The sequence below is a fragment of the Corynebacterium accolens genome (assembly GCF_023520795.1).
Taxonomy (GTDB): Bacteria; Actinomycetota; Actinomycetes; order Mycobacteriales; family Mycobacteriaceae; genus Corynebacterium; species Corynebacterium accolens.
Window position 1 is genome coordinate 1,178,665 of the sequence record NZ_CP046605.1, and the last position, 23,607, is coordinate 1,202,271.

Below are 23,607 nucleotides of genomic sequence, written 5' to 3' on the forward strand. Positions count from 1 at the left end.
AAGTGTGACGTAATAGCCAGTTGAGTACTGACTATTGTTTTGTCTTTATGCAAGGAGTATGAAGTGGCATCTGTGAAGGACACTTCCACACACATCATCGATAGCTTGGGCGGCGCCGATAACATCACGTCGCTGACGCACTGTGCGACGCGCCTGCGTTTTCAACTCGCTGATGTGGGGAAAGTAGATCAGGAAAAGCTGGAAAGCGATACGGCCGTTCTCGGTTCCGTCACGCAGGGTACCCATGGCTACCAGGTAGTCATGGGTGGCGGCGTGGCCAGCTACTACGGCGAAATCATCAAGGACCCTGGGGTCAATCCGCCGGATGAGGAGGCCTCCTCATCTAAGAAGAACTACGACGGTGTGCGCGGTAAGTACGATTGGATCGACTACTGCTTCGAGTTCCTCTCTGATACCTTCCGCCCGATTCTGTGGGCGCTGCTTGGTGCCTCCCTCATCATCACGCTGCTGGTGCTGGCGGATACCATTGGCATTCAAGACTTTCGCGCGCCGTTGGAAGAACAGCCTGAGGGCTACCGCTTGGCCCACGCGATGTTCCAGTCGGTCTTCTACTTCCTGCCGGTGATGGTGGGTGCCACCGCCGCGCAGAAGTTGGGCGCGAATATGTGGGTCTCGGCCGCCATTCCGGCCGCTTTGCTCACGCCGGAATTCATGTCCCTGGGTGAACAGGGCGATACCGTCAACGTCTTCGGCCTGCCGCTGGTGATTAACTCTTACGGCTCCCAGGTATTCCCGCCGATTTTGGCCGCCATCGGCCTGTTCTGGGTGGAAAAGGGCTTGAAGAAGATCATCCCGAGCGCCGTACACATGGTCTTCGTGCCATTCTTCTCGCTGCTCATCATGATTCCGGCTACGGCCTTCCTGCTCGGCCCATTCGGCATCGGCGTGGGCAATGGCATCTCTTGGGTACTGTTCCAGATCAATGACTTCTCGCCGTTCATCCTGGCCATTGTCATTCCGCTGTTGTACCCGTTCCTGGTGCCCATGGGCCTGCACTGGCCGCTCAACGTGATCATGATTCAAAACATCACGACTTACGGCTACGACTTCATCCAAGGCCCGATGGGTGCGTGGAACTTTGCCTGCTTCGGCGTCACCGGCGCCGTAATGGTCATCTCCATGAAGGAGAAGAACAACTCCATGCGCCAGGTTTCCGTCGGTGCATTCGCAGCCGGCATGCTCGGCGGTATTTCGGAGCCGTCCCTCTACGGCATCTTGCTCCGCTTCCGCCGCACCTACTACCGCCTGCTGCCGGGTTGTGCCATCGGTGGCGCAGTGATGGGGCTTTTCGATGTCCGCGCTAACGCCTTCGTCTTCACCTCCATCTTGACCACCCCAGCCATGATCCCGCACGTGGGCTACGTCATCGGCATCGCCGTGGCATTCTTCACCTCCTTCTCCCTCACGCTGCTGTTTGGTTACCGCACCGCAGAGGAAAAGCAGGCCGACCTCGAGCGCATCGCCCGCGAAAATAACGAGACCGTGGAAGAGGTTGCTAGCCGCTCCGAGTCCCGCATCATCGGAGGATCCGATGATGAGTCGGACGGTTCCGAGAATGCACAGGCTGCAGGGGTTGCTGCTGCCACCGGAATCGCCACCAAGGAAGCAGAACAGGCAATCATGAAGCTGGACTCTCCTTTGGAGGGCGAGGCAGTGGACCTGTCCGAGGTACCGGATCCCATCTTCGCTGGCGCCAAGCTTGGGCCGGGCGCTGCCGTGAAGCCAACCGGCAATACCGTCTACGCGCCTGCCGATGGCACCGTGCTCACCGTCCAAAAGTCCGGCCACGCGATCGGTCTGAACCTGGATAACGGCGTACAGCTGCTCATCCATGTTGGCCTAGACACCGTGGAACTGGGCGGCGAGGGATTTGATGTCCACGTGGAAAAGAAGCAGCGCGTTTCCGCTGGCGATAAGCTCATCAGCTTTGACGCAGACTTCATTAAGTCCAAGGACTACAACCTGATTACCCCGGTCGTTGTTACCAACGCCAAGAAATTTGGTTCCGTGAGCGGCGCTACCGGCGCTGTCACCCCAAGCGATGAACTCTTGCAGGTTCATCCAAAGCTGGAAGAAGAACTCGAGTCCTAAAGGCACTCTTAAATTCCGCAGCAAGGAGCCCAGGCAGTCGTGCCGGGCTCCTTTTCGCGTACCCTGGTATCTTATGAAGCTAATCGGATTAACCGGGGGAATCGGCAGCGGGAAATCTACGGTAGCGAAGCTGTGCGCTCAGCGCGGCTGGCGGGTGGTGGACGCAGATCGCATAGCGAGGGACATCGTCAAGCCTGGCCAACCGGCGTTAGCCGAGCTAGCAGAGAAATTTGGCCAGGACATCCTGCAGGAAGATGGCAGTCTCGACCGTAAGGAACTAGCCCGCCGTGCGTTCGTGGATAAGGAGCACACCGAGCTCCTGAATTCGATTACACACCCGCGTATCCAAAAAGAGACCCAGCGACAATTTGCTGCTGCGCGCGAAGAGGGCGTTGATTTTACGGTTTATGATATGCCGCTGCTGGTGGATAATGGGCTCGACGGGGATATGGATTTTGTCATCGTCGTTGACGTGGATCCAGAAGAGAGGGTGCGTCGTCTCGTGGAGTTCCGCGGACTCGATGAAGCAGACGCGCGCAAAAGGATTAACGCCCAGATTTCTGATGACAAGCGGCTCGCGGCAGCAAGCCATGTCATAGATAATAACGGCACGCAGGAACAACTGGCCGAGCGTGCAGCGGCGGTCTGCGATGAGATTGAGGCGGCGTCTTCTTAACCTTAACCTTTTTGGTAAGTAGCGTTAACGTCTTTTCCTATTAACGTTTACTTTTGGTCCCTACACTATTTGAGCGTGGGAACTTGGGGCACTGGACCATTCGATAATCACGCGGCGCGAGACGTACTCGATAGCCTGCGGAATGGTTCTTTTGATCTCCGGCACTTTCAGCGCTCGTGCGGCACTGGAGTGCTCGATTCCGATGAAGCCGAAGCGGTCATCGCATTAGGGGCGCTGACGAAGCTGCCTGCCGATGGCCTGCCGGACGGCGTAGCCCCAAGGGATTTGGTGTCCCTTTATACCCCTCAATCTAAGGCGTGGCTGCGCCGGCGCATCAACCAAGCGATGTGCTCTGATTCCTCGTCGGTCTACGCGCTATGGGAACCGACAGGTGAGCTCGACCAGTGGTTGCACACCGCCCAGGCCGCGCTGCCGTGAAATGGCTAGCAGGAGCGGATAAGCAGTAGAATAGCGGGCATGGCTTTTGCTGCTGAACATCCCCTTATTCCAAATTCTGAACACCGCGTCGTCGGCGAGGTAGAACGCACCCCCGGCAAGTTTCAGGTCGTTTCTGATTATGAACCCGCAGGTGACCAGCCTGCGGCCATCAAGGAGCTTGATGAGCGCCTCAACCGCGACGAGCGCGACGTTGTGCTCATGGGCGCAACCGGTACGGGTAAGTCCGCGACGGCCGCGTGGCTGATTGAAAAGCAGCAGCGGCCCACGCTAGTGATGGCACCCAATAAAACCTTGGCCGCACAGCTGGCCAATGAGCTGCGCCAATTATTGCCCAATAACGCGGTGGAATACTTCGTCTCCTATTACGACTACTATCAGCCAGAAGCCTATATCGCGCAGACCGATACCTATATCGAAAAAGACTCCTCCATTAATGAGGACGTCGAGCGCCTGCGCCACTCGGCCACCTCTGGGCTGCTCTCGCGGCGCGATGTTGTGGTGGTCTCCTCGGTCTCGTGTATCTACGGCTTGGGTACCCCGCAATCCTATTTGGATCGCTCGGTGATTATCGCCGTCGACGAGGAGCTCGATAGGGACCGTTTCTTAAGGCTGTTAGTAGATATCCAATATGAGCGCAACGATGTGGGCTTTACCCGCGGTACCTTCCGCGTCAAGGGTGATACGGTCGATATCATTCCGGCATATGAGGAACGCGCGGTGCGCATCGAGTTCTTCGGCGATGATATTGATTCGCTGTACTATATCCACCCAGTGACAGGTGATGTTATCGAGCAGGTCGATGAAGTGCGCATTTTCCCCGCCACGCACTACGTGGCCGGCCCAGAGCGCATGGAAAAAGCCGTGGCCGATATCAAGGAAGAATTGGCTGAGCGCCTAGAAGATCTAGAAAACCGTGGCAAGCTGTTGGAAGCGCAACGGCTGCGCATGCGCACGGAATATGACCTAGAGATGATCGAGCAGGTGGGGTTCTGTTCCGGCATTGAGAACTACTCCCGCCACGTGGATGGCCGCCCGGCGGGTTCCGCGCCAGCCACGCTCTTGGACTATTTCCCAGAGGATTTTCTTACCATCATCGATGAGTCCCACGTGACCGTGCCACAGATCGGCGGCATGTACGAAGGCGATATGTCGCGCAAGCGAAACCTGGTGGAGTTTGGCTTCCGCCTTCCCTCCGCGGTGGATAACCGGCCACTGACCTTTGACGAATTTGAAGAGCGCGTTGGTCAAACCGTTTATATGTCCGCTACCCCTGGCGATTTCGAAATGACCTCCTCCGGCGGCGAGTTTGTCGAGCAGGTCATTCGACCGACTGGCCTGGTCGATCCTAAGGTCACGGTGAAGCCCACAAAGGGCCAGATCGATGACCTCATTGATGAGGTCCGCGGCCGCATTGCCTCTAAGGAGCGCGTTCTGGTCACCACCTTGACCAAGCGCATGGCAGAAGACCTGACGGATTACCTCTTGGAGCAGGGGATTAAGGTCCGCTACCTGCACTCGGATATCGATACGCTGCAGCGCGTGGAGTTGCTGCGCCAATTGCGCCAGGGCGAATTCGACGTGCTCGTGGGCATCAACCTCTTGCGCGAGGGCTTGGACTTGCCCGAGGTCTCGCTCGTGGCGATCCTCGATGCGGATAAGGAAGGCTTCTTGCGCTCGACAACATCGCTCATCCAGACCATTGGCCGCGCTGCCCGTAACGTATCGGGCGAGGTCATCATGTATGCGGATAAAATCACCGACTCGATGCAAGAAGCCATCGATGAAACGGAGCGCCGCCGCGAGAAGCAGATTGCCTATAACAAGGAACACGGCGTGGATCCGCAGCCGCTGCGCAAGAAGATCGCGGATATCTTGGACCAAGTCTATGAGAATAATGGGGAAGAGGCCGCCGAGTCGGATCCTTCGGCGGTGGTGGAAAAGCTCGACGTGTCCAGCATGGCCACCGATGAGGTTGAGGCTCTCATTAATGACCTGCAGGCACAGATGGGTGCTGCCGCGCGCGAGTTGAAATTCGAGCTAGCCGGCCGGCTGCGCGATGAGATTGCTGATTTGAAGAAGGAGCTGCGCGGCCTAAAGGAAGCCGGAATTTAACGCCGCTCGCAGTGTCTCAGTAACAGGCTCCCCCTAAAAGTGCGCACTACTGCAACCATAGGCTTATTGGTTCGGCGTCCTGACTATACTGGGGGCGACTAAAAGCCGGTTCAATGTGCCGACCTAGTAATTCACCAGCAAGGAGAATCATGCTTACGTATCACACCATCGCCGTCGGTACCGATGGCTCCGAAACTTCCCTGCGCGCCGTGCGCTCGGCAGCATCCATGGCGCGGGCATACGATGCCAAGCTCATCATCGTCTCCGCAGCCTATAACCATTCTGGCTCCATGCTCGGCGCCCCCAGCGGTGAGGGCTCCAGGCTACCGGTGGTCAGCGAAGAAATGGCCGATACCTACCTCACGAACGCGCAGCGGATTGCCGAGTCCGAAGGTGCGGAAAACATTGAGGTGGTCACCACCCCCGGTGACCCCGTCAACGCCTTAATCGAGGTCACGGAGAAATACGACGTTGAGCTCCTAGTCGTGGGCAACCGCGGTGTTAATTCCGTGCGCGGGCGCGTTTTTGGCTCGGTGCCAACGGAACTTACCCATAAATCCAAGGTGGATGTCGTGGTGGTTAACACGAGTGAAAAACGTTAATCACTTTTCATTGTTAGACTTGCAGTAACGCCAAGTTGGCACACTAGAATAGTTAGGGTACACACCCACAAAGAAAGGTCATCATGAGCGACTACAGCACGATTGTTGTCGGTACTGACGGTTCCAAGTCCTCCCTCCTCGCCGTGGAGCGAGCAGCCAAGATTGCCGCTGCATTCGATGCCACGCTGATCATCGGTTGTGCTTACTACGAGAATCAAGAGCAGGCTTCGAAGACCTTGCGTCAGGATTCCGTCACTATTCTTGGTGATGAGAAAGCCGAAGCCAACCTGCATGCAGGCAAGGAAGAAGCGGAAAAGCACGGGGTTTCCAAGGTAGAAACCGCCGTCCGCCCTGGCACGCCGGTGCAAGCCCTGATGTCCATTGTCAATGACAATGATGCAGACCTGCTCATCGTTGGTAACCGCGGCATTAATTCCCTGACCGGTCGTCTACTCGGCTCTGTGCCAGCGGATGTGGCGCGTCAGTCCGATTGTGACGTCATGATTGTTCACACCGTTAATTAATCTAGGCCTTCGCCTGACCGGCTTTCGCCTTACCCACCGCAGCGAGTCCACCTCTGGATTCGCGCGGTGGGTTTTGTGATCCCAGCGGGCTAAAGCACGCCGGACGTATCTCCCACTAGGGTTAGCGTTTGCGTGGCCCGGGTGATGCAGACGTACAGGTTCTGCAGCCCCTGCGGGGAGGCATCGACAATCTCGCGCGGGTTAAGCACGATCACGTGGTCGAACTCGAGGCCCTTGACGGATTCGGCATTCGTGGCGTCAATCACCGCGGTCAGGCGGCCATCGTCTTCGGTGGTAACGCCGGGGGTGAAGTCGGCATCGGCAAGCCGGCGCACCGGCGCGCCATCGCGAATGGCAATGGCAGGGGTGGCGTCCGGATCGATGGAGGCCAACAGGCCATTGGCAAGCTCGGTAATGGGTTCTGGCGTGCGGTAGTTGACGGTAAGGAGGTGGTGGCGGAAGCGCTGGGCGATGAACGGCTCCAGGGCCTCGCCCCAGTCATCCACGCCAGCTGGGGAACCTGTCTGCGAGGTATCGCCAACCAACGTCATCCACCGCGAGGGGCAGCGACGGAAGAGCATCCGCCATTCCATCGGGGTAAGTTCCTGCGCCTCGTCCACGATGATGTGGCCAAATGCCCACGTGTGATCCTCCCGCGCGCGCTGCGCGGTGGTGCGCGTATCCCGTACCTCTTGACGCTGCGCCAGGGTCTCCGCGTCGATCACGTCGTGCGCCGAGAGGATTTCCGCCTCGAACATGTCATCATCGTTATCGGTGGATTCGGAGGAGGAAAGAATATCCAGCGCATCTTCTGCATCCGCGATCTGCTCGCGCCACTCGGCGTCCTTGGCCGCCTTCTTTTCCTCGGGATTGGGCAAGCCGATGAGGACGGCCAACTCATCCAAAAGCGCGGCATCGGAATCGGTCCAGGCGTATCCATCTGCGCGGTACAAGGCAGACTGGGTCTCCTCATCGTAGCCACGGGCAGCCGAGGCAATGTGTTCGCGGGAAGACAATAAAGCGGCGAGTACCTCAGAGGGATCGAGCTCGGGCCAAAAATCATCAATGCAGCCCACCACGGACTCATCAACGGCAAGATCGTCGTGGAATTGGTCCACATCCGCGCGGCTTAGGAGGTTTTTCCCGCCCAGGGGATCTGTGCCCACCTTGGTGGCCATCTCTTGGGCGAGATCCTCCACGAAGTGCTCGATGAACGCCTCGCGCGCCTGGTTATGCGGCTTGCGTGAGCGGCGGGCGCGGGTGCGCGCCCTCTTCACCATGGAGGGCGTGATGGTCAGGGTCAGGCCATCCACCGTGATGTCCTGGGGCTCACTTGGCACCTGCTGATAATCCTTGACGGCGGCGCTCAGGATTTCCGCCATGGCCGCGCTGCCCTTAATTTCGCGGCCCACAAGCCCCTCGGTATGGGTGGGAGTAATGCCAGGGAATAGCCCACCGATGGTGGAGAGCACGACACCGGTTTCACCGAGCTCGGGCAGCACGCGGGAAATATAGTCCAAAAAGTTGGTATTGGGCCCAACGATGAGTACACCGGTGGAAGATAGCTGCTCGCGGTGGGTATAGAGCAGGTAGGCAACGCGGTGCAGCGCTACGGCGGTCTTACCGGTGCCGGGGCCGCCTTCGACGACCATGACGCCGCGGGTATTATCCCGGATGATTTCGTCCTGCTCGCGCTGGATGGTTTCCACGATGGACGTCATGTGCCCCGTGCGAGCGCGTTGCATGGCAAAGTACAGGGCGGATTCGCTTGCCACGCCTGCCTCCTCCTCGCGCACACCAGGGCCGTCCAATGCCTCGTCATTGACATCAGTGACCGTGCGTCCGGTCATGCGGATCTGGCGGCGCGTATGCACGCCCTCTGGCTGGGCCGTGGTGGCGAGGTAAAACGGGCGGGCCATGGGCGCGCGCCAATCCAGCAGGAGGGTGCGGTAGTTTTCTTCGCGCGCATCCAAACCCATGCGGCCGATATAGCGGCGGTCTAGTCCTTCTTCCGTCGGGTTATCGCCGGGGGCATCGATATCGATGCGGCCAAAGACGAGCCCCATCTGCGCAACGTTGAGGCGGTCCAATTTGGCCTGCAAGCCGTGGTATTCCGTTTCGCGGCGCACTAAGGCATCGGCATCGGGAGTCGCCGGGTCGACCTCGGCTTGGACCTCATTCAGGCGTGCGTTTGCCGCGGCTACCTCGTCATCGAGGCGGTCAAAGAGGCCATCGACATAGTTCTGCTCGGCTTCGATGGCAGAAATTCCAGCGTTTTCCGCGCGGCTAGATGAAGTTGCATCAGCGGGAGAATGAGTGGCTGGAGAATTCTTCGGTGCAGAGTTCACAAGACTCCTCAGAATGAAACACGAAAATATGGGTGGGCGCGCATCCGCGTGCCGCGTAGGGGAGGTACGAGTTTAGACCTTGCCGTGACAAAGAACAACGGCCCAGCGTAGGGCTGGGCCGTGTGCGAGGGTTAAGGCGAATTACTTAGCGCGCTTTTCAATCTTCTTGATAGCGGCGTCGATCTTCTTATTAGCCTTCTTTTGCAGCTTGTCTGCCTGCTTGGAAGCCTTCTTAGCAGCGCGCTTGGAATCTGCCTTGTCGAGCTTCGATGCGGCGTCATCGGCGCGCTTTTGTGCCTTGTTCGCGGCCTTGACGGCACCTTTGCGGGCGGTCTTGGCGTTGGACTCAGCGGACTTCAGCCAGTCCTTCTTGTTGTCATCAACGTAGGACTTGGCGCTATCTACGGAGTCCTCGATGAAGGATTTTGCGTTGTCCAAGAAGTCGCGGCCGGAATCCTGCCAGTCATCCTTGTTGTCATCGACGTAGTCCTTGGCGTCATCGACATAGGACTTGGCGGTATCTAGGAGGCCGCGACCGGTGGACTGCCAGTCATCCTTGTTGTCATCCACATAGGCTTGAGCCTTCTGGGAGGTCTCGTTGATCCAGTCGCCGGCCTTGTTGGACAGCTCGCTGGCGCGAGCGGAAAGCTCCTCGCGCTTTTCCTGAGACTCAGACTTGGTGGGCAGCGCCTGCTGAATCTTCTTATTGGTGCGCTCACCGGCCTTCTGTGCGCGCCAGCGCAGGGACGGCTTGCCCTCGGTGTCCTGGGTGGTGATAAACAGCGCGCCGAGCAGGGCGGTATTGGTAATGAAGCCGTTGCGACGGTCTTCTTTTTCCTTCTTATTATCTGCGGCCCAGAAGTTATTCTTGCCCACCAAGTCGGGCACGGTAGCGGCAGCCAGCACGGCTGCGGAGGTGCGGGGTGCCTTGCCCAGCGCCAAGGTGGTACCTGCACCGATCTTTGCGCCGCCAAGGGCGCGGGTAGCTAGCTCCGGATCATTGGGAATGAGGTTCTTGTAACCGGAGGGGACGAACTTGCGCAGGGTCTTGAGGAAGCCTTCGGTTTCCTTGGTGTGCTCCGAGGCATTGCGCAGGTCGTCTACACCTTCCCATACAAATACCGATGCCAGCATGGGGCGGGCAAACTTGCGAATCATAGTCCTTTAAGCTCCTTAGCTCGTTGTTCTAGACCAATCGTGTGATTGACCATTATACGCTGAAATAGCCGCCTAGATCACCACCGGCGCTCCCACCAATCACCCAACTTGGGGCGTTCTTCCCCCAAGGTGGTGGGCTTGCCATGCCCCGGGCGGATGATGGCGTTATCTGGGAACTCCTCGAAGACGCGCTTGGTGACGTCCTTATATAGCCGCACAAAGTCGCCCTCAGAGGTCGTTCGACCCAATCCACCGGGGAAAACGGAGTCTCCCACAAACAGGTTGGTGATGCCGTCAACGGTGGCCACGAGCGCCACGCCGCCGGGGGTATGGCCGCGCAGGATGATGATGGGCAATTTCATGCCGGCAAACTCGATGGAATCGCCCTCGCGCAGCTCAACGTCCACGTCTTCCGGAATGGCCGGTGAATCAATGAAGGAGGCGTAGTGCTTTGCGTTGGTGGCCTGCAAAACCTCGCCGAGCGCACGCACGTGATCCCAGTGGCGGTGCGTGGTGAGAACGGCGGTGATGTCAACGCCTGCCTCGCGGGCCATGTCGAGGATGGCGGGGGCGTTATCGGCGGCATCGACAAGCAAGCCTTGGTCGCCGGCGGTGAGCAGGTAGCAGTTATTGTCCATCTCCGAAACGGAGATCTGGTGAAGATGTAGCTCGTTAGTCATACGTCCCAGCCTACGGGTACATTCAAGGGGAGATTAAAATCTATGATGTGGAGGCTGGAGCGCAGTGGCAGAACGATTGATTGTGCGAGGCGCACGGGAACACAATCTCAAGGGCGTGGATATCGATATCCCGCGCGATAAAATGGTGGTTTTTACTGGGCTTTCGGGCTCTGGTAAGTCCTCGCTGGCCTTCGATACCATCTTCGCGGAGGGCCAACGCCGCTACGTGGAATCGTTGAGCTCTTATGCCCGGATGTTTTTGGGCCAGATGGATAAACCCAATGTGGAATACATCGGCGGCCTGTCGCCGGCGGTATCCATCGATCAGAAATCCACCAACCACAACCCGCGCTCTACCGTGGGCACGATTACGGAGATTTACGATTACCTCCGCTTGCTCTTCTCGCGTGCCGGCACCCCGCACTGCCCCAAGTGCGATGCCGTCATCGAGCGCCAGACACCGCAGCAGATTGTTGATGCCGTCCTGGAGCAGGAAGAAAAGCTGAAGTTCCAGGTGCTTGCCCCGGTGGCGCGGAAGCGCAAGGGTGAGTTTGTTGACCTCTTCCAGGACCTTTCGGCGCAGGGCTACTCCCGCGTACGCGTGGATGGTGAAACCCACCAATTAAGCGATCCGCCGAAGCTGAAGAAGCAGGTTAAACACACCATCGAGGTGGTGGTGGACCGGCTGCAGGTTAAGGCATCGCAGAAGCAGCGCCTGACCGATTCCGTGGAAACGGCTTTGCGGCTTGCCGATGGCCTCGTCACCATCGAGTTCGTTGATAAAGAAGAACTCACGCATACCTATTCCGAGAAGGCGGCCTGCCCCAATGGCCATCCCCTTACCATCGAGGAATACGAACCGCGCGCGTTTTCCTTTAACGCGCCCTTTGGTTCCTGCCCGGTCTGCGATGGCTTGGGCACGAAGCTCGAAGTGGATGTAGACCTGCTCATCCCGGATCCGGATGCCCCGGCCGTTGATGCCGTGCAGCCGTGGCATTCCAGCCCGAACTCCCGGTACTTCGTCAAACTCGTGGAAGGTTTGGGCAAGGCCCTGGGCTTTGACCCGCAGACCCCCGTCAGCGAGCTGACCAAGGAGCAGCGCGATGCGTTGATTTACGGCACCGAAACCGAGGTGCGGGTGCGCTATAAGAACCGCTATGGCCGCCAGCGCAATTGGACCGCGCCCTTTGAGGGTGCCGTCGGATTCCTGCACCGCAAATTGGATACGACGGATTCGCAGTCCCAAAAGGATCGGCTGCTGCAATACACCCGCCGGGTGCCGTGTAGCACCTGTAAGGGAACGCGCCTGAAGCCGGAAATCCTCGCCGTGCGCCTGGCGTCGACCACGCATGGCGAACAGTCCATCGCGGGGCTGAGCGCCCTGTCCATCGAAGATGCCTCGGAATTCTTGGATTCGCTGGTCTTAGGACACCGCGAGGAAATCATTGCCGGGGCGGTGTTGAAGGAGACCCAAGCCCGCCTGCGCTTCTTATTGGATGTGGGCCTTAACTACCTCACCCTGGACCGCGGCGCCTCGACCCTGTCTGGCGGCGAGGCCCAGCGCATCCGCCTGGCCACGCAGATTGGATCTGGGCTCGCCGGCGTGCTGTACGTGTTGGATGAGCCGTCCATCGGTTTGCACCAGCGCGATAATCACCGCCTGATTTCGACCTTGCAGCGCCTGCGCGATATCGGCAATACGCTCATCGTGGTCGAACACGATGAGGACACCATTCGCTCTTCCGATTGGCTCGTGGATGTGGGCCCGCGCGCCGGCGAATACGGCGGCGAAGTGGTCTACCAAGGCGAGCCCGCCGGCGTGGAGCAGGTAAAGGAGTCCTTAACGGGGCAGTACCTATCCGGTTCCAAGGTCCTGGCCGTTCCGGATCACCGCCGCGAGATCGATAAGGACCGCACCCTGAAGGTGGTTGGTGCCCGGGAAAATAACCTCAAGGGAATCAACGTTGAGATTCCGCTCGGCGTGCTGGTGTGCATTACCGGTGTATCCGGCTCCGGCAAGTCCACCATGGTCAATGAAATCCTGGCCAAGACCTTGGCCAATAACTTGAACCGCGCCCGGCAGGTTCCTGGGCGCGCCAAGCGCGTGGAGGGCATTGAGCACCTGGATAAATTGGTGCAGGTGGATCAGAGCCCGATTGGCCGCACCCCGCGGTCCAACCCGGCGACCTATACCGGCGTCTTTGATAAGATTCGCAACCTTTTTGCAGAGACCCAAGAAGCAAAGGTGCGCGGCTACAAGGCCGGCCGTTTTTCCTTCAACGTCAAAGGCGGGCGCTGCGAGGCCTGCCAGGGCGATGGCACCATCAAGATTGAGATGAATTTCTTGCCGGATGTTTATGTCCCGTGTGAGGTCTGCGAGGGCGCGCGCTATAACCGCGAGACCCTGGAGGTCCACTACAAGGGCAAAAACATCGCGGAAGTGCTGGACATGCCGATTTCTGAGGCCGCGGACTTCTTCGAGCCCATTACCTCCATCCACCGCTACTTGGCCACGCTTGTCGATGTCGGCCTGGGCTATGTCCGCCTCGGCCAAGCCGCCACCACGTTGTCCGGCGGTGAGGCCCAGCGCGTGAAGCTCGCCTCGGAGCTGCAAAAGCGCACCAATGGCCGCACCATCTATATCTTGGATGAGCCGACGACCGGTCTGCACTTTGAAGATATTCGCCGGTTGATGCTGGTTATCCAAGGCTTGGTAGATAAGGGCAATTCCGTGCTCATCATTGAGCACAACCTCGATGTCATCAAGGCAGCGGACTGGATTGTGGATATGGGGCCCGAAGGCGGTGCCGGCGGCGGCACCGTGGTCGCGCAGGGTACCCCGGAAAAGGTTGCACAAGTGGAAGGTTCCTATACCGGCGGCTACCTCAAGGAAATGCTGCCTTAAAAATAAGGGCGATAGTTTCTGTGAAAAATTGTCCTCTTTTTAAATCATGGACTAGTCTGTGAGGAATGAACCTGCGGCAGAGATTAGGAGCGATACTGGCCACGGTATCGCTTGCCGCCGTGGCGGCGTGCTCGTCACCTGAGCAGGCGCCGGATACGGCGGGGGAAGGGGCATCGGCAAGCGCTAGCGATAATGCCGATGCCGCAATCGCCAAAGATCTAGACCGCGCAGTTGAGGCAGTGTCCAAGGACTACGATGCCAAGGTTGGCGTGGCCATCGCCGCCGGTAACCAAAAAATCTCCGCGGGAGACAAGGGCGAAGGCCCAGCATGGTCCACCATCAAAGTGCCCATCGCCATTACGGCGCTGCAGGACGGTGCCGATCCGTCCTTGGTGGATTTGGCCATCAAGGAATCCGACAACGACGCCGCCTACGCATTGTGGTCGCAGGTGCAGTGGGAGGAAGGCGAGGCCTCAGAGGCGGTGGAAAAGCTCTTGCGCGAGCACGGCTCGAAAGCCTCCATCGAGGAAGGTTCTTTCGGGTATGCCACCTGGCCATTGCAGGAGCAGGCGAATTTCGGTGCGCAATTGCCCTGCATTAAGGAAGCCGAATACGTCCATGAAGTATTAAATGACATCGTGGAATGGCAAAACGTTGGCCTCTCCAAACACACAAGCACCCGGGCAAAAAGCGGCTGGGGACTCGATGAAAATAGCGATGACTACACCTTCCGGCAATTCGGCGTGCATGAAAAGGACGGCAAAAGGGTAGGGGTAGCCCTAAGCGTCATCGTCGAGGGCGAGGACTACGAGAATGGCTCCGCCGCGATCGATGACCTTGCCGATGACGTCCTCAAGGCTATCGACAAAGCCATCGCGGATGAAAAATTAGAGACCGATTCCACCTGCAAGGATGGCTAGTTCACCGCGGTTTGCCTTAAGTGGTAGCGGCTGCTACTGTCATATCCACTACCGCCCAAGGTACCTTTTGCAGGAACCTGGGTCACAAGCGGAGATTCTCCCACCCGATGCCGCGAACTTCAGGTTCGTTGGATAACGGTAAAGGTAACCAGACATCAGTGTCTGGCTCTGTGAGATCTCCCGGCTGTCTATGACAGACCGGGTTAGATTCGTTTGTGGTCCACGGTAGGTGAACTCATTACCCATAACCCCCAAATCGAGGAGAACCACAATCAGCGCTGAAGCTCGCATTAATGAGCGTATCCGAGTACCCGAGGTCCGTCTTGTCGGCCCCGGTGGTGAACAGGTGGGTATCGTCCGCACCGATGATGCCCGCAAGCTTGCCTATGAAGCTGACCTGGATTTGGTCGAGGTAGCTCCTAAGGCTAAGCCCCCAGTTGCCAAAATCATGGACTACGGCAAGTTCAAGTATGAGCAAGCCCAGAAGGCTCGCGAATCTCGTAAGAACCAGCAGCAGACCGTGGTGAAGGAACAGAAGTTCCGTCCGAAGATCGACGATCACGATTATGAGACCAAGAAGAGTAACGTAGTTCGCTTCCTGGAAAAGGGATCCAAGGTCAAGGTGACCATCATGTTCCGCGGCCGTGAGCAATCGCGACCGGAGCTGGGTTTCCGGCTTTTGGAGCGGTTGGCCGATGACGTCGCCGAGGTTGGCGTAGTTGAGTCCCGCCCCAAGCAGGATGGTCGCAACATGACCATGGTTTTGGGTCCGGTTCGTAAGGGCAAAAAGTAAACCATATTCCACGTAGGATTTAAGGACTTAATACTCATGAAGCAGAAGACCCACAAGGGCACCGCAAAGCGCATCAAGGTGACCGGTTCCGGCAAGCTGCGCCGCGAGCAGGCAAACCGTCGCCACTTGCTGGAGGGCAAGCCTTCCAAGCGTACCCGTCGCCTCAAGGGCACCGAGTCCGTCTCCCAGGCAGACACCAAGCGCGTCAAGCGCCTGCTCGGTCGCGCTTAATAGCGCCCAATCAACCCACATCCACCATCTCAACCAGAATTTAAGGAAGTATTACTGTGGCACGAGTAAAGCGCTCAGTTAACGCAAAGAAGAAGCGTCGCGCGATCCTGAAGTCCGCCAAGGGCTACCGCGGTCAGCGTTCCCGCCTGTACCGTAAGGCTAAGGAGCAGTGGCTGCACTCTATGACTTACGCTTACCGCGACCGTCGCGCGCGTAAGTCCGAGTTCCGCAAGCTGTGGATCCAGCGCATCAACGCTGCTGCCCGCATGAACGACATCACCTATAACCGCCTCATCCACGGCCTGCGCTTGGCTGAGGTCGAGGTAGACCGCAAGATCCTCGCCGAGCTCGCCGTCAACGACTTCGAGGCTTTCTCCGCACTGTGCGAGACCGCTAAGGCCGCCCTGCCTGAGGACGTCAACGCACCGAAGGCTGCGTAAGCCTCTCCAGCTGCATAGCTGATTGCCCACTCCACACCGCTCGACGCGGTGAGGGGTGGGGTCTGTGCTATCTCACTGCCTCAAGCCTGCTAATAACCTGTCCGTTGTGTGTGCTAAATTAATGGAGCTATAAACCCAGCATTTGCAAGGAGAACTCCGCGCCATGACGAGCCCATATAACCGCGAGCAACCAGAAGGCAACCCTTATTCGAGTCAATTTCCTGGCCAGGATCGTCCGTATTACTCCCAGGAATTCCACTCTGGTGGCTATCCGCAGCAGGGCTACCCGCAGCAGGGCTATCCTCAGCAACAATATGCGGCGGCAGGTAACCAAAAGTCCTGGGTAGCTGCGTTGCTTCTGTGCTTCTTCTTGGGCAGTGTCGGCGCGCATAACTTCTACACTGGCCGCACAACTTATGGCGTCGTGCAGTTGTCGCTGAATATCCTCGGCTGGTTTACCTTCTGGTTCCTATTGGGCTTCCTTTTCTGGACCGTTTTAGGAATCTGGGTGTTCATTGAGTTCTTCATGATTCTCCTTGGCGTGGGCGATTACGACAAGGACGCACGCGGAGTCCCGTTAAAGAAGTAATTTTTTGCCATGGCCCTGCCGGATTTCTGGCAGGGCTTTGTCATGTCTGAGGCGTGAAACGAGCAGTTCAGCGCCCAAGGTAGGGTAGGGTCTATGAATTTAGACTTTGACTCCGCCTTTACTGAACGCACTCCGCGCATCGTCAACGCGGCGAAATTGCACCGGGCTGCTAGCCGTATGAAGGCTAAGCAGTTCATCATCGAGGGCGAAAATGCTGTCGACGCCGCAGTATCCACGGGTGCGGCGACGGACGTATTCGTGACGGAGAAGGCTGCCGAGCGCTTTGCGGACATCGTTACGGCCTGTGGGTATATGGATGTCTACGTCCACCCCATTACGGACAAGGCCGCCAAGCACCTGGCCGATACCGCGACGACGACGGGAATTTTCGCTCTGTGCAGTTCCTCCGTCTTGTGGTCTGCGGGAAAGATCCTCAACGGGAAGCCGAAGTTGATTTCGGTACCGGTTCTTACCTCTGAGCCCGGAAACGCGGGGACGTTGATTAGGACTTCGGATGCGATGGGTGCCGATGGCGTGATTTTCGCGGGCGAGACTGTGGATCCCCTAGGCAGCAAGGTTGCCCGCGCTTCAGCCGGCTCCTTATTCCACGTCCCCGTCGCGCGCGATCCAAATATCAAGGACGTATTGGGTCAGCTGCGCAAGTCTGGCATGCAAATCGTCGCCACAGCCGCGGATGGGGAAGTAGAGCTTGCCGATGCCGACCTCTCCCAACCCACCGCCTGGCTCTTCGGCAATGAAGCCCACGGGCTGGGCGAGCTGCTTGAAGAGGCCGATATGCGGGTACGCATCCCGCTGCGGGGGCGCGCGGAGTCACTCAACCTTGCCACCGCGGCCAGCATCTGCTTGTACGAATCCGCCAAGGCGCAGGACCAGAACTAGACCGTAATCGCGTTGCTCCGCGGTAACGAATGAAAAAGGGGTCCCTGGGGCTGTCCGTGTCCTAGTGACAGAGTAAGATTGCACGCGTTAGTTTTCGCGCGAGAAGAAGGTACGAAGTACGTGTCCGATACACCGCAGATCGAATTGACCGAACAGGCCCTGGGGGCCGCGGCCGATAAGGCTATCGCAGCCTTCGAAGCAGCAGAGACGCTAGAGGATCTCACCGCTGCTCGCCGCGAGCACGTAGGCGATAACGGGTATATCCCGCAAGCCCGCCAATCCCTCGGCCAAATACCTAAGGATCAACGCAAAGCCGCCGGCAAGGCCGTCAACATGGCCCGCGGCAAGATGGAAAAGCGTTTTGCGCAGGTCAAGGAGGAATTGGAGCAGCAGGCCCGCGAGGCCCAGCTCAAGGCCGAAACCGTCGACGTCACCATTCCTACGACCCGGGCGCAAACGGGTGCGCTGCACCCCATTACCTCCTTATCGGAGCGCATTGCCGATATTTTCGTTGGCATGGGGTGGGAAATCGCCGATGGCCCAGAGATTGAGGCCGAGTACTTTAATTTCGATGCCCTGAACTTCAAGCCGGATCACCCAGCGCGCACCCTGCAGGATACGTTCCACGTGGGCAAGGAAGGCTCCAAGCAGGTGCTGCGCACGCACACCTCGCCGGTGCAGGTGCGCACGATGCTCGAGCGCGATGTGCCGCTGTACATCGCCTGCCCAGGGCGCGTTTTCCGCACGGACGAGCTGGACGCCACCCATACTCCGGTCTTCCACCAAGTGGAGGGCCTAGCCGTAGATAAGGGCCTAACCATGGCTCACCTGCGTGGAACGCTCGAGCACCTAGCCAAGGTGCTCTTCGGCCCCGAAACCACGACCCGCATGCGCGTGAATTACTTCCCGTTCACGGAGCCTTCCGCCGAAGTAGATGTCTGGTTCCCCAATAAAAAGGGCGGCGCCGGCTGGATTGAATGGGGCGGTTGCGGAATGGTCAACCCCAACGTGCTGCGCGCGGTAGGCGTTGACCCGGAAGAATACACGGGCTTCGCGTTCGGCATGGGCCTTGAGCGCACTCTGCAATTCCGCAATGGACTGACCGATATGCGCGACATGGTTGAAGGCGATGTCCGCTTCACCCTGCCCTTTGGCGTACAGGCTTAAAACCCAGAAAGGATAGATACATCATGCTTATTTCCCAAGACTGGGTTACCCGTATCCTTGGCGCCTCCAATCCGAATTGGAGCGTGTCCGCTGCCGATATGGACTCCGGTTTCGTCCGCGTGGGGTTTGAAACCGAAGGATATGAGCCGATCCCTGAGACCACTGGCCCGTTGGTTATCGGCCAGGTCGTAGAAATCGAAGAGCTCACGCAGTTCAAAAAGCCCATTCGGTACTGCCAGGTCAACGTTGGCCAGGCAAATGGCACCGGTGAATTGCAGGGCATTATCTGCGGTGCGCGTAACTTCCGCTTGCACGATTACGTCGTAGTTTCCCTGCCCGGCGCAGAGCTGCCCGGTGGGTTCAAAATCGCGGCGCGCGAAACCTATGATCACATCTCCAATGGCATGATGTGCTCCGCTGCTGAGCTGGGCCTTGGCGCGCAGGCAAACGGTATCATCGTGCTGGGTGAAGAAGTCGCGGACATGGTAGGCGAAGATGCCCGTCCAGTCATCGGACTGTCCGATACCGACTTTGACGTCAACATCACCCCGGACCGCGGATACGCGCTATCTGCGCGTGGCTTAAGCCGCGAAATCGCCTCTTCCTTTGACTTGGAGTTTAAGGACGTCGCCGATGATCCAGCGGTGGCCGGGATCGATACCTCTGCGGTTCCAGAGGCAGAAGGCTCGCTTATCAACATCGATCTGCGCGAGGAGACCAAGGCGCAGCGATTTGGCGTGCGCAAGGTAAGCGGCATCGATCCGCAGGCGCGCACCCCATTTTGGATGGAGCGCGAACTCATGCTGTGCGGCCAGCGCAGCGTCAATGTGGCAACGGACGTGACCAACTACGTCATGTTGCTTTTGGGCACCCCGATGCATGCCTTTGATGCCAATGAAGTCGCGGGCGATCTCACGGTGCGCAATGCACAAGAGGGCGAGAAGTTTGAGACCCTTGATCACGTCACGCGCGAGCTCTCTGGTGAGGACGTGGTCATCTGCGATGACAACGGCATCCAATCTTTGGCCGGTGTTATGGGCGGCACGCACTCAGAGATTTCTGATCAGACCACGGATGTCTACTTCGAATCCGCTATCTGGGATCCCATTACCGTCGCCCGTACCTCTCGCCGCCACAAGCTTTCCTCTGAGGCATCCCGCCGATTTGAGCGCGGCGTCGATCCAGCCATCGTTGAGGTGGCCCTTAATATTGCGTGCGCGCTATTGCACTCGATTGCGGGCGGAACGGTGGAAAAGGGACGTACCCTCGTCGGAGAGGTAGCCGAGCCCCAAGCCATTCGCTTGCGTGCGGAAAAGCCGAGTGAATACGCCGGCGTCGAATACTCCCGCGAGACCGTTATCTCTCGCCTTAAAGAGGTGGGCTGCACGGTCGAGGAAGGTTCGGATTCGGTTCTGCAGGTCACGCCCGCGACGTGGCGGACCGATATTTCTATGGATGTTGACCTCATCGAGGAGGTCCTGCGCCTGGAAGGCCTGGAAGATATCCCCACCGTTCTGCCCACCCCGGCAGGCGGTCGCGGTTTGACCCCAGCGCAAAAACGCCGCCGCGCCATCGGCCACGGTTTGGCTTATGCCGGCTATGCAGAGGTTTTGCCCACGCCGTTTATCGCAAACGACACCTTTGATGTGTGGGGCCTTGCGGCTGACGATGCCCGCCGCAATACCGTCGCCGTGCAGAATCCCTTGGAATCTGACAAAGCCATCTTGGCCACGACCTTGCTTCCCGCAACGCTTGAGGCCTTGGGCCGCAATGTTGCTCGCGGCCGCAAAGATCTGGCGCTCTATGGCTTGCAGCAGGTGGCCTTCAAGCGCGCAGAATCTTCGCCCATGCCGTCTGTTGCACAGCGTCCTGGTGATGAAGTGGTAGAAGAACTCCTGCGCACGCTTCCTGAACAGCCCTTGCACGTGGCAACCGTTGCAACCGGCAAGATGGAGCACGAGGGCCCGTGGGGCGAAGGCCGCGATTACACTTACGCGGACGCGATTGAATCCGCGCGTTTGGTGGCCCGCGCCGCTGGCCTGGATATCGAGGTTGAAGCCGCGGACCACCTGCCATGGCACCCAGGCCGGTGCGCCGCCATCAAGGTGGCAGGAACAGATGACATCGTGGGCTATGCCGGTGAATTGCATCCGCAGGTGCTCGAAGCCCTCAACCTGCCACCGCGCACGTGCGCGATGGAGCTTGATATCACCGCGCTGCCGCTGACCGAGCGCTTCCCAGCGCCGGTATTGTCGGCATTCCCAGCCTTGCACCAGGACATCGCGCTGGTGGTGGATGAAGATATTCCAGCGGAAAAGGTGCGCGCAACGGTGGAAGAGGGCGCAGGAGACCTCATCGAGTCGGTCGACCTGTTTGATATCTTCCGCGGTGAGCAATTGGGTGAGGGCAAGAAGTCCTTGGCCTTCCAGCTGCAATTCCGCGCTGCGGACCGTACCTTGACCGATGAAGAGGTCAACGAGCACCGCACGACGGCAGCCGAATTGGCCAAGCAGCGCTTCGGTGCAGAAATGCGAGCATAGGACGGGCCAGAAGCCTAGCCTTTTGCATTAAACGGCGAAGAACCAGACTTTGGTGGCACATAAGCTACTCGGGTCTTGGGTCTTCGCCATTCTGCGTTTTCATGCAACATGTTAATTATTTTCATACTCTCTGAGCTGGGGAAAGTAACCCAATTCACTGAATAACATACAGTGGAACGTATTTCTTGCTATAGTTCCTCGTATGACGATTTCAGTAGCAGTGGCAGGGGCCACAGGGTACGCCGGCGGAGAGATACTGCGCCTGCTGCTATCCCACCCTGCCTATCACTCCGGTGACCTGCGCATTGGTTCCTTGACGGGAAATTCCCAAGTGGGCCAGCGCGTCGCAGAAATCATGCCGCACCTCCCGCAGCTGGCGGATCGCGTCATTACTGACACCACTCCCGAAGAGCTAGCCGGACACGACGTCGTCTTCTTGGGCTTGCCGCACGGGCACTCAGCGCGACTTGCGGAGCACTTGGGCGATGAGATCACCATCATCGATTGCGCCGCTGACTTTCGGCTCCGCGAGGAGAGCGATTGGGCAGCCTACTACGGCGGGAACTATGCGGGGCAGTGGCCGTACGGTATCCCGGAACTCCCAGACAATAGGTCGAATCTCAAAGGTACGAACCGGGTAGCCGTGCCTGGTTGTTTCCCCACGGCCATTACCTTGGGGGCGTTGCCCGCCATTGCCCGCGATCTCGTGGAGCCCGCCCTTTCCGTGATTGCCATTACCGGTGTCTCCGGAGCGGGAAAGAAGGCATCCGTCGCGCAATTGGGCGCGGAGACCATGGGAAACGTTAAGGCATATAAACCAGGCGGCACTCACCGGCATACCCCGGAAATCGTGCAGAACCTGCAACCATTTTCTCGCGACGAGGTATCCGTGAGTTTCACCCCGGTGCTTGTACCCATGCCCCGTGGGATTCTGGCGACGATTACGGCGGAGCTGAAAGGGGGAATCGGCAAGCAGCAGGTGCGCACCGCCTTCGAAGAATTTTATGCAGATGAGCCCTTCTGCCTCGTGCTGCCAGAAGGCCAGCAACCGGAAACCCAGAACGTGGTGGGTACGAACATGGTGCATATCCAAGTCCACGTCGATGACAATTCCCACCGCCTCATCATCACCGCGGCGCTCGACAATTTGTGCAAGGGTACCGCCGGTGCCGCCGTGCAATGCATGAACCTTGCGTTGGGATGGACAGAAACTTTGGGATTGCCCCAAGCCGCAGTCGCCCCGTAGGGCTGCGCATTAAGAAGAGGAGAATATGATGACTACACCAGGAATCACCGGACCCGCCGGATTTAGCGCCGGCGCCGTAAAGGCCGGAATCAAGCCCTCCGGCAAGTCGGACTTGGCATTGATTATCAATGAAGGCCCGCGCTCGGACGCCGCGGCAGTGTTCACGCGCAACCGCGTGGTGGCGTCCCCCGTTAAGGTCTCCCGCGAGGCGGTAGCGGATGGCCAGCTGCGCGCCGTAGTCATCAACTCCGGCAATGCCAATGCGTGCAACGGCGCGCAAGGCGATGTCGATGCACGCGCAATGGTCGATGCCGTATCCCAGGGCACAGATATCGCCGTGAAGGATATTGCCATTTGTTCTACCGGGCTCATCGGCGAGCCGCTGCCTATAGACAATGCACTTGCGGGCATCGCGGACGTCGTCGATCACGTGGGCACGACCCCACAGCACGGCAATGACGCCGCCACTGCGATTATGACCACGGATACCGTTCCTAAGGAATCCGCTTGTGCTGGCGATGGTTGGTCCGTGGGCGCTATGGGCAAGGGCGTTGGCATGATGGCGCCGTCGCTAGCCACGATGTTGGTCTGCATTACTACCGATGCCGTCGCTGACGCAGCTATCCTGCAAAGCTCGCTGGAGAAGGCCTGCGCACAGACGTTTAATACGTTGGACGTGGACGGTTCGACCTCTACCAATGACACCGTGATTGTCATGGCTTCCGGGGCCTCCGGCGTGCAGCCCAGCTCAGAAGAGTTGGACCAGGCAATCCTAGAGGTCTGCGCGGATATTGCGGATCAGCTCCAAGCCGATGCTGAGGGAGTGACAAAGCGCGTAAAGATCACCGTCGAAGGCACGGGATCTGATGAGCAAGCGCTCAATGCCGCTCGCACCCTGGGTCGGGACAATTTATTTAAGTGCGCCATGTTTGGCTCCGATCCCAACTGGGGCAGGGTATTGGCCGCCGTCGGCATGGCGGATGCGGACATGGACCCAGACAATATCTCCGTCTACTTCAATGACCAGCCGGTATGCGTGCACTCGACGGGCGCGTCCGGAGCCCGCGATGTGGACTTGAGCGGGGCGGATATTGATGTCCGCGTGGATCTCGGCACCGGCGGTGAGGGTACAGCGTTCGTCCGCACCACGGACTTGTCCTACTCCTACGTTGAGATTAACTCGGCGTATAGCTCCTAGGAGGAGA

At 58.6% G+C, this 23,607-nt stretch carries 20 protein-coding genes; 17 read left to right on the top strand and 3 right to left on the bottom strand.

Annotation, left to right across the window (positions count from 1 at the left end; all coding sequences use genetic code 11):
* The first annotated feature begins 63 nt into the window (after positions 1–63).
* The 6 genes from CACC_RS05660 (at position 64) to CACC_RS05685 (ending at position 6,485) form a co-directional block, all read left to right on the top strand.
* The gene (locus CACC_RS05660) at positions 64–2,112 is read left to right on the top strand and encodes a glucose PTS transporter subunit IIA (RefSeq protein ID WP_023031132.1); all 2,049 of its coding nucleotides are present in this window, start codon (positions 64–66) and stop codon (positions 2,110–2,112) included.
* 73 nt (positions 2,113–2,185) lie between these two features.
* Positions 2,186–2,788 carry a dephospho-CoA kinase gene (coaE, locus tag CACC_RS05665; protein WP_005280314.1) on the top strand — a complete coding sequence of 201 codons (603 nt, stop codon included), beginning with the start codon at positions 2,186–2,188 and terminating at the stop codon, positions 2,786–2,788.
* Positions 2,789–2,863: 75 nt separating this feature from the next.
* Positions 2,864–3,226, top strand: a complete 363-nt coding sequence (locus CACC_RS05670; protein ID WP_081445493.1) for a DUF4259 domain-containing protein — start codon at positions 2,864–2,866, stop codon at positions 3,224–3,226.
* Between the two features lie 39 nt (positions 3,227–3,265).
* Positions 3,266–5,359 carry an excinuclease ABC subunit UvrB gene (gene uvrB, locus CACC_RS05675; protein ID WP_005280317.1) on the top strand — a complete coding sequence of 698 codons (2,094 nt, stop codon included), beginning with the start codon at positions 3,266–3,268 and terminating at the stop codon, positions 5,357–5,359.
* 149 nt (positions 5,360–5,508) lie between these two features.
* Positions 5,509–5,961, top strand: a complete 453-nt coding sequence (locus CACC_RS05680) for a universal stress protein (protein WP_005280318.1) — start codon at positions 5,509–5,511, stop codon at positions 5,959–5,961.
* Between the two features lie 83 nt (positions 5,962–6,044).
* Positions 6,045–6,485 (top strand): universal stress protein, encoded by a 441-nt coding sequence (locus CACC_RS05685; RefSeq protein ID WP_005280319.1) that lies wholly within the window; start codon positions 6,045–6,047, stop codon positions 6,483–6,485.
* 89 nt (positions 6,486–6,574) lie between these two features.
* On the opposite strand, the gene CACC_RS05690 is transcribed toward CACC_RS05685, so the two are convergent.
* The 3 genes from CACC_RS05690 to CACC_RS05700 all read right to left on the bottom strand — a co-directional run bounded on the left by CACC_RS05690 (position 6,575) and on the right by CACC_RS05700 (position 10,671).
* Positions 6,575–8,833: a HelD family protein gene (locus CACC_RS05690; RefSeq protein ID WP_005280320.1), complete on the bottom strand. Its 2,259-nt coding sequence runs from the start codon at positions 8,831–8,833 to the stop codon at positions 6,575–6,577.
* A 141-nt stretch (positions 8,834–8,974) separates the two neighbouring features.
* Positions 8,975–9,991, bottom strand: a complete 1,017-nt coding sequence (locus CACC_RS05695) for a DoxX family protein (protein WP_005280321.1) — start codon at positions 9,989–9,991, stop codon at positions 8,975–8,977.
* Between the two features lie 77 nt (positions 9,992–10,068).
* Positions 10,069–10,671, bottom strand: coding sequence for an MBL fold metallo-hydrolase (locus CACC_RS05700; protein ID WP_005280322.1), 603 nt, complete (start codon positions 10,669–10,671; stop codon positions 10,069–10,071).
* A gap of 64 nt (positions 10,672–10,735) precedes the next feature.
* Here CACC_RS05700 and uvrA point away from each other — a divergent pair, with 64 nt between their 5' ends.
* The 11 genes from uvrA to argJ all read left to right on the top strand — a co-directional run bounded on the left by uvrA (position 10,736) and on the right by argJ (position 23,600).
* A complete protein-coding gene (gene uvrA, locus CACC_RS05705; protein WP_035108624.1) occupies positions 10,736–13,576 on the top strand; it encodes an excinuclease ABC subunit UvrA in 2,841 nt (946 codons plus the stop codon).
* Positions 13,577–13,641: 65 nt separating this feature from the next.
* Positions 13,642–14,496 (top strand): serine hydrolase, encoded by an 855-nt coding sequence (locus CACC_RS05710; RefSeq protein ID WP_005280324.1) that lies wholly within the window; start codon positions 13,642–13,644, stop codon positions 14,494–14,496.
* Between the two features lie 229 nt (positions 14,497–14,725).
* On the top strand, positions 14,726–15,289 hold the full coding sequence (infC, locus tag CACC_RS05715; protein ID WP_081445494.1) for a translation initiation factor IF-3: 564 nt from the start codon (positions 14,726–14,728) through the stop codon (positions 15,287–15,289).
* 36 nt (positions 15,290–15,325) lie between these two features.
* Complete coding sequence (gene rpmI, locus CACC_RS05720) at positions 15,326–15,520, top strand: 50S ribosomal protein L35 (RefSeq protein ID WP_005280326.1); 195 nt, start codon at positions 15,326–15,328, stop codon at positions 15,518–15,520.
* Positions 15,521–15,576: 56 nt separating this feature from the next.
* On the top strand, positions 15,577–15,960 hold the full coding sequence (gene rplT / locus CACC_RS05725; protein ID WP_005280327.1) for a 50S ribosomal protein L20: 384 nt from the start codon (positions 15,577–15,579) through the stop codon (positions 15,958–15,960).
* Between the two features lie 163 nt (positions 15,961–16,123).
* On the top strand, positions 16,124–16,549 hold the full coding sequence (locus CACC_RS05730; RefSeq protein ID WP_005280328.1) for a TM2 domain-containing protein: 426 nt from the start codon (positions 16,124–16,126) through the stop codon (positions 16,547–16,549).
* A 93-nt stretch (positions 16,550–16,642) separates the two neighbouring features.
* Positions 16,643–17,449, top strand: coding sequence for a TrmH family RNA methyltransferase (locus tag CACC_RS05735; protein ID WP_005280329.1), 807 nt, complete (start codon positions 16,643–16,645; stop codon positions 17,447–17,449).
* Between the two features lie 120 nt (positions 17,450–17,569).
* Positions 17,570–18,616 carry a phenylalanine--tRNA ligase subunit alpha gene (gene pheS, locus CACC_RS05740; protein ID WP_035108625.1) on the top strand — a complete coding sequence of 349 codons (1,047 nt, stop codon included), beginning with the start codon at positions 17,570–17,572 and terminating at the stop codon, positions 18,614–18,616.
* A gap of 23 nt (positions 18,617–18,639) precedes the next feature.
* Positions 18,640–21,156: a phenylalanine--tRNA ligase subunit beta gene (gene pheT / locus CACC_RS05745; protein ID WP_005280331.1), complete on the top strand. Its 2,517-nt coding sequence runs from the start codon at positions 18,640–18,642 to the stop codon at positions 21,154–21,156.
* Positions 21,157–21,358: 202 nt separating this feature from the next.
* Positions 21,359–22,402: an N-acetyl-gamma-glutamyl-phosphate reductase gene (argC, locus tag CACC_RS05750; RefSeq protein ID WP_005280332.1), complete on the top strand. Its 1,044-nt coding sequence runs from the start codon at positions 21,359–21,361 to the stop codon at positions 22,400–22,402.
* A 28-nt stretch (positions 22,403–22,430) separates the two neighbouring features.
* On the top strand, positions 22,431–23,600 hold the full coding sequence (gene argJ / locus CACC_RS05755) for a bifunctional glutamate N-acetyltransferase/amino-acid acetyltransferase ArgJ (RefSeq protein WP_035108627.1): 1,170 nt from the start codon (positions 22,431–22,433) through the stop codon (positions 23,598–23,600).
* Positions 23,601–23,607 lie beyond the last annotated feature (7 nt).

Excerpts from the sequence above, each read along its gene's own strand:
- coaE (WP_005280314.1), top strand. The coding sequence starts at position 2,186 with ATGAAGCTAATCGGATTAACCGGGGGAATCGGCAGCGGGAAATCTACG.
- uvrB (WP_005280317.1), top strand. The coding sequence starts at position 3,266 with ATGGCTTTTGCTGCTGAACATCCCCTTATTCCAAATTCTGAACACCGC.
- CACC_RS05680 (WP_005280318.1), top strand. The coding sequence starts at position 5,509 with ATGCTTACGTATCACACCATCGCCGTCGGTACCGATGGCTCCGAAACT.
- CACC_RS05685 (WP_005280319.1), top strand. The coding sequence starts at position 6,045 with ATGAGCGACTACAGCACGATTGTTGTCGGTACTGACGGTTCCAAGTCC.
- CACC_RS05695 (WP_005280321.1), bottom strand. The coding sequence starts at position 9,991 with ATGATTCGCAAGTTTGCCCGCCCCATGCTGGCATCGGTATTTGTATGG.
- CACC_RS05700 (WP_005280322.1), bottom strand. The coding sequence starts at position 10,671 with ATGACTAACGAGCTACATCTTCACCAGATCTCCGTTTCGGAGATGGAC.
- CACC_RS05710 (WP_005280324.1), top strand. The coding sequence starts at position 13,642 with ATGAACCTGCGGCAGAGATTAGGAGCGATACTGGCCACGGTATCGCTT.
- rpmI (WP_005280326.1), top strand. The coding sequence starts at position 15,326 with ATGAAGCAGAAGACCCACAAGGGCACCGCAAAGCGCATCAAGGTGACC.
- CACC_RS05730 (WP_005280328.1), top strand. The coding sequence starts at position 16,124 with ATGACGAGCCCATATAACCGCGAGCAACCAGAAGGCAACCCTTATTCG.
- CACC_RS05735 (WP_005280329.1), top strand. The coding sequence starts at position 16,643 with ATGAATTTAGACTTTGACTCCGCCTTTACTGAACGCACTCCGCGCATC.
- pheT (WP_005280331.1), top strand. The coding sequence starts at position 18,640 with ATGCTTATTTCCCAAGACTGGGTTACCCGTATCCTTGGCGCCTCCAAT.
- argC (WP_005280332.1), top strand. The coding sequence starts at position 21,359 with ATGACGATTTCAGTAGCAGTGGCAGGGGCCACAGGGTACGCCGGCGGA.
- argJ (WP_035108627.1), top strand. The coding sequence starts at position 22,431 with ATGACTACACCAGGAATCACCGGACCCGCCGGATTTAGCGCCGGCGCC.